Source organism: Desulfosporosinus sp. I2 (genome assembly GCF_000960765.1).
Taxonomy (GTDB): domain Bacteria; phylum Bacillota; class Desulfitobacteriia; order Desulfitobacteriales; family Desulfitobacteriaceae; genus Desulfosporosinus.
The window spans coordinates 1-11,095 of sequence record NZ_JYNH01000157.1 but is presented as its reverse complement, the minus strand read 5'-3'; the positions used below and the strand labels follow the sequence as shown (position 1 = coordinate 11,095).

Annotated in this window: 17 protein-coding genes; all 17 read left to right on the top strand. The window is 48.7% G+C overall.

Going from position 1 to position 11,095, the window contains the following annotated elements; genetic code table 11:
- Positions 1-7: 7 nt before the first annotated feature.
- The 17 genes from UF75_RS22250 to UF75_RS22175 all read left to right on the top strand — a co-directional run bounded on the left by UF75_RS22250 (position 8) and on the right by UF75_RS22175 (position 10,918).
- Positions 8-1,024 carry a DUF3991 domain-containing protein gene (locus UF75_RS22250; RefSeq protein WP_045576728.1) on the top strand — a complete coding sequence of 339 codons (1,017 nt, stop codon included), beginning with the start codon at positions 8-10 and terminating at the stop codon, positions 1,022-1,024.
- Between the two features lie 208 nt (positions 1,025-1,232).
- Positions 1,233-2,198: a phosphoadenosine phosphosulfate reductase family protein gene (locus UF75_RS22245; RefSeq protein WP_045576727.1), complete on the top strand. Its 966-nt coding sequence runs from the start codon at positions 1,233-1,235 to the stop codon at positions 2,196-2,198.
- Between the two features lie 18 nt (positions 2,199-2,216).
- Positions 2,217-2,498 carry a hypothetical protein gene (locus UF75_RS22240; protein ID WP_045576726.1) on the top strand — a complete coding sequence of 94 codons (282 nt, stop codon included), beginning with the start codon at positions 2,217-2,219 and terminating at the stop codon, positions 2,496-2,498.
- The gene (locus tag UF75_RS22235) at positions 2,495-3,277 is read left to right on the top strand and encodes a JAB domain-containing protein (protein ID WP_045576725.1); all 783 of its coding nucleotides are present in this window, start codon (positions 2,495-2,497) and stop codon (positions 3,275-3,277) included. The genes UF75_RS22240 and UF75_RS22235 overlap by 4 nt, the downstream gene beginning before the upstream one ends.
- 31 nt (positions 3,278-3,308) lie before the next feature.
- On the top strand, positions 3,309-3,806 hold the full coding sequence (locus tag UF75_RS22230) for a ribbon-helix-helix protein, CopG family (RefSeq protein WP_045576731.1): 498 nt from the start codon (positions 3,309-3,311) through the stop codon (positions 3,804-3,806).
- The gene (gene mobP3, locus UF75_RS22225; RefSeq protein ID WP_045576724.1) at positions 3,787-5,022 is read left to right on the top strand and encodes a MobP3 family relaxase; all 1,236 of its coding nucleotides are present in this window, start codon (positions 3,787-3,789) and stop codon (positions 5,020-5,022) included. Before UF75_RS22230 ends, mobP3 begins: the two co-directional genes overlap by 20 nt.
- A gap of 84 nt (positions 5,023-5,106) precedes the next feature.
- On the top strand, positions 5,107-5,289 hold the full coding sequence (locus UF75_RS29670; RefSeq protein ID WP_207642497.1) for a hypothetical protein: 183 nt from the start codon (positions 5,107-5,109) through the stop codon (positions 5,287-5,289).
- A gap of 129 nt (positions 5,290-5,418) precedes the next feature.
- Entirely contained in the window at positions 5,419-5,760 is a 342-nt protein-coding gene (locus UF75_RS22220) for a nucleotidyltransferase domain-containing protein (RefSeq protein WP_045576723.1), read from the top strand.
- Complete coding sequence (locus UF75_RS22215; protein WP_045576722.1) at positions 5,753-6,202, top strand: HEPN domain-containing protein; 450 nt, start codon at positions 5,753-5,755, stop codon at positions 6,200-6,202. Before UF75_RS22220 ends, UF75_RS22215 begins: the two co-directional genes overlap by 8 nt.
- A 102-nt stretch (positions 6,203-6,304) precedes the next feature.
- Positions 6,305-6,490: a hypothetical protein gene (locus UF75_RS22210; RefSeq protein ID WP_045576721.1), complete on the top strand. Its 186-nt coding sequence runs from the start codon at positions 6,305-6,307 to the stop codon at positions 6,488-6,490.
- Positions 6,474-7,157 carry a hypothetical protein gene (locus UF75_RS22205; protein WP_045576720.1) on the top strand — a complete coding sequence of 228 codons (684 nt, stop codon included), beginning with the start codon at positions 6,474-6,476 and terminating at the stop codon, positions 7,155-7,157. Before UF75_RS22210 ends, UF75_RS22205 begins: the two co-directional genes overlap by 17 nt.
- Before the next feature lie 3 nt (positions 7,158-7,160).
- Complete coding sequence (locus UF75_RS22200; RefSeq protein ID WP_045576719.1) at positions 7,161-7,460, top strand: hypothetical protein; 300 nt, start codon at positions 7,161-7,163, stop codon at positions 7,458-7,460.
- Entirely contained in the window at positions 7,435-7,791 is a 357-nt protein-coding gene (locus UF75_RS22195; protein ID WP_045576718.1) for a hypothetical protein, read from the top strand. Before UF75_RS22200 ends, UF75_RS22195 begins: the two co-directional genes overlap by 26 nt.
- An 11-nt stretch (positions 7,792-7,802) precedes the next feature.
- The gene (locus UF75_RS26565; protein WP_052693532.1) at positions 7,803-8,489 is read left to right on the top strand and encodes a DUF4406 domain-containing protein; all 687 of its coding nucleotides are present in this window, start codon (positions 7,803-7,805) and stop codon (positions 8,487-8,489) included.
- On the top strand, positions 8,486-8,953 hold the full coding sequence (locus tag UF75_RS22185; protein ID WP_045576717.1) for a hypothetical protein: 468 nt from the start codon (positions 8,486-8,488) through the stop codon (positions 8,951-8,953). The genes UF75_RS26565 and UF75_RS22185 overlap by 4 nt, the downstream gene beginning before the upstream one ends.
- Positions 8,954-9,048: 95 nt before the next feature.
- Positions 9,049-10,539 (top strand): VirD4-like conjugal transfer protein, CD1115 family, encoded by a 1,491-nt coding sequence (locus UF75_RS22180; RefSeq protein ID WP_045576729.1) that lies wholly within the window; start codon positions 9,049-9,051, stop codon positions 10,537-10,539.
- Positions 10,540-10,642: 103 nt separating this feature from the next.
- Positions 10,643-10,918 (top strand): Mbov_0395 family pilin-like conjugal transfer protein, encoded by a 276-nt coding sequence (locus UF75_RS22175; protein ID WP_052693530.1) that lies wholly within the window; start codon positions 10,643-10,645, stop codon positions 10,916-10,918.
- Positions 10,919-11,095: the final 177 nt, after the last annotated feature.

The window sequence follows — 11,095 nt, the reverse complement described above, 5'->3', positions numbered from 1 at the left end:
GTAGACTATCGAACAGGCCAACCGGGTCAGCCTGGTGGAGCTTGCCCAGCAGTATGGCTTCAAGCTGGAAAAGGGAGGGCGCAAAGCCTTCCATGCCCAAAATTCCGGCGGTCTCTACATCTTCAAGGACAGCAACCGCTTTTACCACTGGACCTCTAATTCAAAGGGCGGTGCCATTGATTTTGTGATGAAGTATGACGGCAAAACCTTTACCGAAGCGGTGGCAAAGCTAATTGGTGAAAGCTACGAGCCGTATGTCCGGGAGCGTATCCCCTACGTAAAAGCAGAAAAAGGTCCCCTTGTCCTACCCGACAAGGCCGCCTACTTCAAACGGGCTTACTGGTATCTGGTGAGCATCCGGGGAATTGCGCCGGAAGTTGTCTCCAAGCTTATGAACGAACGGAAAATCTACCAGGAAGTAAAATACGGCAACTGTGTGTTTGTCGGCTATGACACGGACAAAAACCCGAAATACTGCTCCATGCGGGCGGCCCGCACGGAAAGCAATTTTAAGCAGGATAAAGATAATTCCGACAAGAGCTACCCCTTCTATGTGGAGGGCGAAAGCGATACCGTCATCGTTTCCGAAAGCCCTATCGACCTGATGAGCCATGCCACCCTTGCCAAAATGCACGGTCTGGACTGGAAGCAGGATCACCGCATATCCCTCGGCTGTACCTGGGACGGCGCCCTGGAGAGATACCTGAAGGACCACCCTGAAATCAAAAAAATTGTCTTTGCCCTGGACAACGACTATAACGCCAGGGACAAGGACGGAAAACGGGCTCCCAATTACGGACAGGTGGCGGCAGAAAAATACTGCGAAAAATACGGCGAACAGGGCTATGCCTGCGCCATCCACCGGCCCCACCTCAAAGATTTCAACCAGGACCTGACGGAGACCCGTAAAGGCAAAAGTCCGAAGGAACTGGACGCCATGCGGGTTTCCATTCTGGAAGCCGAATTTGAAAGCGAGGCACGGGACGAGCCGGAGGAAGAATCGGAGGACGAACTGGAACCCTGACTAATTTTCTTTTCATTGGTACACCTCTTCCCCATTCGGGGAAGCCCGAAACGAAAAAAACGAAGGTCGCAAGACCCTCGTTTTTTTCAGTTAAGGCAGGAATAGATTTGTTGAACAAATCGTCAAAACGGCTTGCCGACAGTGTCGGCAACGTTGTTAAAACCCTATATATATTGTTAGTTTTTTGTTAAAGCGAAAGGCGGTGTTCATGGAACGCTGGCAGTTGGTACAGCGCCAGAGTCTCCCGCTTGAAGCAAAGATAATATTAACAGAGCAAAGAATCCGGGAGTGGGTGGATTACTATGGCCTTTACGGAACCTATGTAAGCTATTCCGGCGGCAAGGATTCCACTGTTCTCCTGGATATTTGCCGCCGCTTGTATCCGTCCATGACGGCGGCGTTTTGTGATACAGGTCTGGAGTATCCCGAAGTGCGGGAGCATGTAAAGCAGATGCCCAACGTGGAATGGTTGAAACCTAAAGTCCCTTTTAAGGAAGTCTTGCAGAAATACGGCTATCCCATTATCTCCAAGGAGTATGCCGACTATATCCACCGGCTGCAGCGTTCGCCGGACAATGAGGCGATTCGCAATAAAGTGATTAACGGGATCTGCGTCAGCGGACGGCCAACCAGTTTTAAGCTCCCGCAAAAGTGGCATTATCTCATTGACAGCGGAATTAAAATCAGCGCGGACTGCTGCGGAGTAATGAAGAAATCGCCGCTGAAATCGTTTGAAAAGAAAAACGGCGTGTTTCCCATTCTCGGTATTATAGCGGCTGAGAGCAAACGCCGGGAACAGAATTATCTGAAAGACGGCTGCAACGCCTTCAAGTTGAAGCGGCCCCAATCCCGCCCCATCTCCATCTGGACGGAGCAGGATGTTTTACAGTATATCGTCATAGAAAAGCTGCCCATTGCTAAATGCTACGGCGAAGTCGTACCAGCAAGCGGGCAGCTTTCTTTATTTGACCCGCCCCTACTGGAAACAACCCTATGCAAGCGTACCGGCTGCGTCTTCTGCGGCTTTGGATGCCATCTTGAGAAAGAGCCGAACCGATTTCAACGGTTGAAAGTGACGCACCCGAAGCTGTGGAAGTATTGTATGAAGCCTGTGGAAACAGGCGGGCTGGGGATGAGGCCGGTGTTGTTTGCCTATGGCGTAAAAATCGAATAAACCAAAGGAGTTTTCACGATGATGAAACAAGAATTTGCAATAAAGCAAAAAGACTATGAAAGAGCTTCCCGGCTTTTAGAGAAGCTCTTTGAAGTTGATTCGGATATCACGGAACAAATCAACAGAGGCCTCCAAGATTACGGAGCCAATGGGTTTTTCAGAAACCTTGAGACTTTCGGTTTTTCAGAAGATGTTTTTGAAAAGCTGAAGGCGGTCAGAATGGTGCTGTTTGGAATGGGAGAAGAAGCAGTACCTGATTTACAAAAGCTTGAAAAGCCGGGAGGGAGTGCAAAACCGTGAAGAAAAACTATGATGAGGCTCACGCCTCCAGCTTCATAAAAGGTATCACTCGCCTTACGGGAATTGCCGAAAGCAAGTTGAAAAAATATGCGGCTGAAAACAATCTCTTCAATGTGCTGGAGCATCCCAATACCATCGACCCTAATAAACAGCAGCTTGAAAAAATCCATGTCCTGAACGAATTTATCTCTATTTATCGGCTTCTCAAGCTACAGGAGAATGAAAACAAGCTGGTACTTGATTCCTCAAAGGTGGCGGGAGAATACTTTGCATCCTTATTGGGCGGCATTAAGGATAGGGAGAAGTTTATGGCTGCTTTTCTGGATACCGGCAACAACATCATCGAGACCAGGATCTTCTCCGAGGGAAGCATCGGAGAAGCAGCAGTTTATCCGAGAATGATCTTGAAAGCGGCCCTTGACTGCGATTGCACGTCCATCCTCCTGGCACACAATCATCCTGGGGGAAGTCGGATTCCGTCAATTCAGGACAGGGATATCACCGAAAGACTGATATCCATTTTTGCGCCGCTCCAGATCAGTGTACTGGACCATATTATTGTTGCCAATAGCCAATATCACTCAATGGCCGAGAAGGAGGGTATGCCGCAGCCCTCTAGGGGTGTAAGCTACGATGCTATTCCCCTGAATAACAATAAGGCGCTCGGGGAGGATAAAGCAGATTTTCATGCAGACATTTCGGATTTTGATGAATCAGACCTGGATGAGTTTGATTTTTTAGAACCGGACGCTCAGGAGGAAGATGAATGGGAGCTTTAAACGGCTGTTAAGGGGCGAAAGGAGTGGTTGTATGGCAAAAGCCGGTAAACAACAGGTCGAAAAAATCACCACGTCCATCTATCTTACAAAAAATATGTGCGATGAAATTGATAAAAAGGCGGACCGGGAGCATATTTCCCGCAACGAGCAAATCCGCAAGTATATAGAAAAGGGCCTGGCGATTGAAAGCTACGAGGAAAACATCGACCTCATCACCGCTATTATCCACCAGGAAATCGACGTATCCATCAAGGCGCTGGGCAATCGCCTGGCCGGGATGATCAACCGCATGACCATCATATCGGCGGCAGGCTACTATGCCAATATTGCTCTAATTGCCGACCTCATCGATACCGACCGCTATTCCTCCTTTGAAAAAATCGAACGCCTGGCCCGGAAACGCGCTCTGGCCTATGCCAACCTGAAAAGCGGCGACGCCCTCAAAGCCTTTCTGGATGACGAGGAAATGAAAAAGGCGGTCACCGAGCTAAAGGGAGGGACCCCGGCCTATGTCGATTTTGATGTATAAGCAGCGGTTTAGAAATCCCAATTACCGAAAAACCCCCAAATGCAACTATGCCCATATCGGCTATATCGCCACCCGTCCCGGCGCTACCAAAAACGAGGGAATGCGGCATGGATTGTTCGGCAATCTTTCCCCCGGCGAGCTGGCGGAGTTTGAAACCTGGCAGGAAGTCGCCAGGGAAGTCCGGGAGCTTTCCTACAAGAAGGTCAACATCTTCCGCAGCATCATTTCCTTTGCTCCTGAAACCGCCATGGAATTGGGGCTGAACGACCACAAGGCATGGGAGCAGTACATCGAGCGGCATATCCAAACCCTGGCACAAAAAAACGGCATCAGCATAAAAAACCTGTCCTGGGTATGCGCCCACCACAACGAGAGCATCCATCCCCATAGCCACGTCGTCTTTTGGGACAAAAACCAGAGGGTGATGAAAAACTACGTCCACCCCAAAATCCCCGACAGCATCCGCATCCAGCTCATCAAGGAAACCTTTGCGGATAAGATCGAGCAGTATTGCAGGGTGAAGGACAAAGCCAAAGGCGACATCAAGGCCGTCACCGATGAATTGGTATCCGAATTTGATGAGTACGTTAGGGCGGCCCATCCTAAGGAATACAAACGGTTAAAGGAGCTGGTGGGACGGATTGACGCGGACGAGTTGGGCGCGGCTTCCCTGGACGGCATCCTCGGAGACACCGATTTATCTCCGCTGATTGTCAAACTGTTCGACCTGAAAAATAAAATGCCGAAGAAAGGCCGCCTGTATTACAAGCTCCTGCCCGAAGAAGTCAAAGCCGAGGTGCACGCCTTTGTTGACCAACTGAAAAACGGCAACGAGTATATCCGCAGTCTGATCGACGATTACGCGGACAGCAAGTGCGCCCTGGCCATGCTCTACAACACCGACCCGGAGAATACCGAAAAGTACCGGCAAAAGGCAGTCAAGGAAGCGGAAAAGCTGATTGCCAACAAGCTGCTGGGTGTGATCAAAGCCATGCTGAACAAGGAACGGGAATTGTCCCATATGGAGTACACCGAGGCTAGGAAGCATTACTATACCGAGCAGATGATCTGTGAAATCCTGATGATGCTGGAACAGAACATCGTAAGCCTTGATACGGAATATGACGACAAGCAGAAAGCCATGAGCACCGAGCTTTCCAAAACGGCAAAAAAGGAATGGTACTTGCAGCATAAGGACAGGGGCCTGGAACGGTAACCGTGAAAATCCTGGAAACCTTTTATAGTTAGAGGAGAACGATTATGTTAAGAAACTTTTGGAGAAAGACTCTGGGTAAAGAAGATGTGCATAAACCGGAACAATCTGGCTGGGAATCAATTATGCCATGGACTTTGTACGGCAAACCTTTACTGTAAAAACATGGCAATGTATAATAATTGTAAGAATATCTTCTATGCGAAAGAAGGAATGGTCAAGATGGCGACAAAGCTATCTCATCTGGAGATGTCCATGTTGATCTGCTGACAACCAGTGCTTTGAGTGAAAGCTTCTTAAAAAGAATTTACGGTGAGGAAGTGTTGCTCTATACTGAAGAAGATAGATTAATATGAGCTTTGGAAAGTATCCGATTTGATAGAAATGGGGGACTCAAAAATGCACACGCCAACAACTATCAATATAATAGTTGCCCTATTGGCAAATAAAGCGAAAGAAATTGCAAGCGATAAACTTGTTAAAGTTATACTATACGGTTCCTATGCGCGTGGCGATTATGAAGAATGGTCGGACATTGATGTCATGGTCCTTGTCAATGGCGACGATCATACAACTAAACTTTTTGAACAGGAGCTGTGGAAATACTGTAATGATTTAGAACTACACTATGATGTTGTCCTATCCGTCATAGTAAAGGACTATAATCATTTTCAAAACTGGAAGAATGTATTGCCTTTCTATGCAAACGTGCAAAACGAGGGAGTTGTAGTTAATGCCTGATTATAGTAAAGAAGAATTATCACGGTATAGGCTGCAAAAGGCTAAAGAGGATTTAGAAACAGCAAAACATGATTTTAGTGCCGGTCATTTTTTAGCCTGTATAAACAGGGCTTATTACTCCATGTTCCACACCATTCGCGCCTTATTGATTCTCGACGGTATGGATTTTAAAAAACACTCTGCAGTTATTGCAAATTTTCGAAAGGACTATATTAAAACCGGTGTTTTTGATTCCACCTACTCCAGCATGATTGGGGATGCCAGCAGGCTCAGAGAGAAAAGCGACTATGATGATTTTATACAAATCAGCCAGGAAGAAGCAAAAAGCCAGATTGATAACGCGGAAGCTTTTTACAATACCATACAACCTTTCATCATGCAGAAAACAGAGCAAAGAGAGCTAACGGCTGATCAGACAAATGAAGAAGAACTGGAACGATAAATTTTTATACAATATATGCCCTGGCTAGAGAAGCCGGGGTATTTTTATTTTTTTAAAACGTGAAAAAATGCGAGAGCAATTGCGAAAGGAGTGATACTTGCCATGAAAGAATTGAGCGAACCGCTTTTTAGAGCGTTTATCGGGCGGGTGCAGAAACTGGGCTATACGAACTTGAAAGATATGACCCAAAGGCTTGAAAAGCTTGTTGTGACATGCATCCGCAAGAATCGGAGCCTGAGCAGGAACAGGAAAACGAATTGGAGGTGTGACTATGCGAAGCAAGATTGATTTTTATAAGCAGTTTTTTGAGCAACTTTCCAGGCAGGGATTTGAGGTGAGGCGTTCCGATTCCTCCGACTACCTGGCCCACATCTACTATAAAAAGCAGCTCATCGCCTTTTACACCAAAGCCGACACCATTGAGAAAAATCCTTTTGTAGCAGTCAAGGACAAGGTTTTGAACCTCATCAACGATACGGCGAAAGTCACGGCGGTCAGAGCCGGTATCTGTTCCGAGTGCCCCTATACCGAGGACAATGAAAAGCTTCCCAACGGCTCCTACAAGCTGGCCGATTATAACGGCGTAACCATGACCTGCAAACAGCACCACCTTTTCGGCTATGTGTTTTCCACCTACCGGACTGTGCCGGAAACTGACCAGATCATTCAACGGCAGTTTTTCTACAATAAGGAATTTGCCGGACAGGACTTTGCAAAACGAAGCGGACTGGTGGACGAAAAGGCTCTGTTTACCGAAACCGAGCTGATGGTCCTGCACTCCAATCTGGTAAAACTGTCCATTAAAAACGAGTATCTCAACAATGACGAAATGCTTGAGCTGGGCAGGATGATTGAGAAAATCGAGGAAGTTGTACCCGAACTGCAAAACAGGGACTACGACTTTGATTTTGAAGGCGAATTCCGACAGGACATGGATGCGGAGATTGGAGGGTGACGCATGGGCAGCAAAAGAAATCAGACCATTGCCATAGCGAGGTTTTTGGCCTATAAGAATGACTTGAACAAACGGCTGGAGAATATGACGGACGAACAGTACTTGAAAAAGCCCATTGGTCTTGAGGTGGGGCAGTATGTGGAGGATTTGTTGAAATACTGCCCCGAAAGTACGGTGGATACGGTGTTAAAGCATCAGGACGATTTGATTTTGCGGCTGGGCGAGGATTATCTGAGCATTGTCGCCTTTATGCCGTATGCGGAGGGAGGCGGAATCCATGCCGGAAAGCAGGCCCAACGCTAACCTATGGGGCAATATCATCACCTGTGGTGAAATAGCTTTTGGCATCTATGAGATTGTGGGCGACAAAAGCAAGGGCATTATGATGTCAAAGGCGGACGCTGAAAAAATACTGCCCGAAGCGGTTGCCGCTAGGGGTGAACCGGAGGGTGAAAACCTGTGCTTTACTGATGAGCTTTCTACTTCCCTGGTGGGAGACGAGCTGGTCCGGCAGGGACTGGTCACCGACCCGGAGTTTATCGCAAGGCAGGAAGCCTTGAAGCAGCTTGACGACGCGGAATACGATACGGGTTTTGAAACCTTCAACGAGATCGAATTTGAACTGGAACTGTGAGGTGATTTTCATTGAAGCTGGTTTATATCTGCTCCCCTTTGCGGGGAGTGGTGGAGGAAAACATCAAAAAAGCGAACCGATACTGCGAATATGCCGCGGGATGCGATGCCGTCCCCCTTGCTCCCCATGCCATATTTACCGCCTACCTTCAGGATAACATTCCCGAACAGCGGGAAAAGGGCTTAAAAATGGGACTTGCGCTTTTGAGGCGGTGCGATGAAATGTGGTGCTGCGGGGATGAAATTACGCAAGGTATGCAGGGTGAGATTGATCTGGCGACAAAACTGAATATTCCCATCGTTTATGTTCTAGATCATCATATGGAGGAGGGGTTGAAGATAAGACAGGAAAACAAGGCCCTCGATACAGAGGATTGCATTCTCAGGAGCAATGAAATGGATTACGAGGACAAAATTTTGGTGCTGAATCCCGAAGCGCTGATGACCAGCCGCCGCACGGCTGAAAACAGCTTATGGATCGCCTATAACGGTTTTGGCTGTACCTTTGGGGCAAGAGGCCAGGCGGTTTATGCCAAAAGCCTGTTTTCAGGACAGGAATGCCGTTGGGAACGCGCGGATTTTCTTGGCATTGTCAGGCCGGAAAGCTTAAAGCAGTGGCTTGAAAACACACCTGTAAAAAATGAAGTCGCTGAAACGCTGATAAACGAACAGGATCAGGACCTGGAGATGACGCTATGAAAACAAGACCCAAACTGATAATCTGCTCCCTGATAGTTTTGACCGGCGGTTTTGTCAATCTCTTTTTCTCAACCGCCATTCATGGGCTGCTGTCAAGGCAGATGACGGTATTGAAGCTGCTGCCCATCGGTGAATGCCTTGTCAGTCTTTTTTCAAGCAAACAACATTTTCTTCTTTATCTTTGCTTGCAGGGCTTCATGCTGATTCTGGCGGTGATGTACTTTCTCACCAACCTGCGGCCCTATCAGTCGGATTTGACGGAAATTACCCCGGATATCAAGACGCCCGTTGCGGTGGGACAGTACCAGCACGGCTCGGCGCGATGGCTCAAAGACGCCGAAAAGGACAAAGCCTTTGCAAGCTTTGCCTTAAATCCCCACAACAAGGTTATCAAGGCGCTTATCAAAGGCGGTTATGATAATATAGACTTCCTGAAAAACAAGAAGGACAGAAAAGGAGGTTGAGGACGATATTTCATCCCAAGACAATCCCTAAACCAAAACCGGATACCGATGAAGACGCCGCCTTTGCTTTACGCGAGGGCGGCGTTGTGATTGGCATGAAAAAGGAGGGCGATAACGAGCACATCTATTATGTAGGCGAGGACAGCCATCTGCTGTGTATCGGTGCCACCCGCAGCGGCAAAACCCGCAACCTGGTGGTGCAGTCCATCTGCACCCTAGGATTGGCCGGGGAATCCATAGTGGTCAGTGACCCGAAAGCGGAGTTGTACGACTACACCGCGGAATTTCTCGAAAAACTCGGCTACCGGGTGCTGGTGCTGGATTTTAAAACTCCTGCCAAAAGTATGCGATACAATCTGTTGCAGCCAATTATCAATGCGGTCAACCATGACGACACCGACAGGGCGGAAATGCTGGCCTGGGATCTGACCAACAACTTTGTCGGCAAGCCGGAAGGCGAAAAAATCTGGACAAACGGCGAATGCTCCATCATTGCCGCTGCCATCCTCTGCGTGGTGTGCGATAACAAACGCCGGCCCGATTACCAGAACCTCACCAATGTCTACTGGTTTATCGCCGAAATGGTGAAGATGATCGGAAACAAAATGCCCCTCTTAGAGTACGTCAAAAAACTTCCACCCTCACATCCCGCCAAGGCGCTGCTTTCCATTTCCGATGTAGCGCCGTCAAGGACAAGGGGCAGCTTCTACACCTCCGCCTTGACAACCCTCAGATTGTTCACTTCAAGATCCATCTATTCCATCACCCATACCAGCGATTTTGAATTGCAGGACATCGGGCAGGAAAAGCAGGCATTGTTCATCATATTGCCGGACGAAAAGACCACCTTTTATCCAGTGGCCTCCCTCATCGTGTCGCAGCAGTATGAGCTTTTGGCGAATCTGGCAGATACAAGAGGTGGACGGCTCAAGCAGCGGGTCAACTTCATGCTGGACGAATTCGGAAATTTCACCACCATAAGTGATTTTACGAACAAACTCACAGTCGGCGGCGGGCGCGGGATGCGGTTCAACCTGTTTATTCAGTCCTTCTCCCAACTGAAAGAAAAATACGATGAGAACATCTCGGATACCATCAAGGCCAACTGCCAGACCTGGGTTTATCTACAGGCTGATGACATGGACACCCTGCGGGAGATCAGCGAAAAGCTGGGGACCTATACCGTTTCCAGCTATCAGCTATCGGCCAATCATGCAAAGAACACCACCCCGTCAAGCTCCCACAGCATCAGCCTGATTGAGCGCAAGCTTTTGAATGTGGACGAAGTGCGGCGGGTTTCCCGTCCCTACCAGATCGTCACGTCCCGGACCCATCCCGCCATCATGTTTTCCCCCGACCTGTCGGAGTGGTATTTTAACAAAATGCTGGGCCTGGGGGATAAGGAGCATAACCGGAAGCTGCGGGTGGAACGGGAGCAGAAACGCCCGGTCATCACCGACGTGGGCAAGGAAATCGCTCTGTGGAATATCTGGGTCTACTATCAAAAGGACATCATGCGCAAGCTCCAGCAAAAGGCCGCGGAGGGTAAAGGCCAATCAGTGGTCAGTGAAGCGGATATGGATTGAGGAAAGGAGGATTTTATGGAACTGAAAAACGCAATAAAAAAGGCCGCAAGGACTTTTAAAGAAAGTCCGGACCTCCGTCGCTGCCGTCTTAGCGGCAACGTCGATGATGGCGGTGCCGGTTTACGCCGCTGACGGCGTTCAGGGCAGCAAGATTGTCACGGGGACGGAAAAGCTGATCGGCGATGTCACCACCTGGCTGATGGTGCTGGCTCCAGTGGTGGCGGGCCTGCTGATCATCTATTTCTTCATCCGCCGCAGCGCCGCCGACGAGATGGACACGAAAAAGTGGAACAACCGTATTGTGGTTGCCATTGTGTCCTGTATCGGTGCCGTACTCGGCTCGGCGACCCTGAACCTGATTATCGGTTACTACAAGTAGCCCAGGCAGAAATCTGAAAAAGCAGTGTTTTGTACACTGCTTTTATCAAACATATTGAAGGAGGATTTTTCTATGCAAAACCTTATTAATAAGGTACAGGTAAAAACGGCGGTGGCTCTTGTCAGGGCGAAGGCCGTCCTTTCCAACCGGAGTGGCCAGGGAGCCCTTGACACGGCT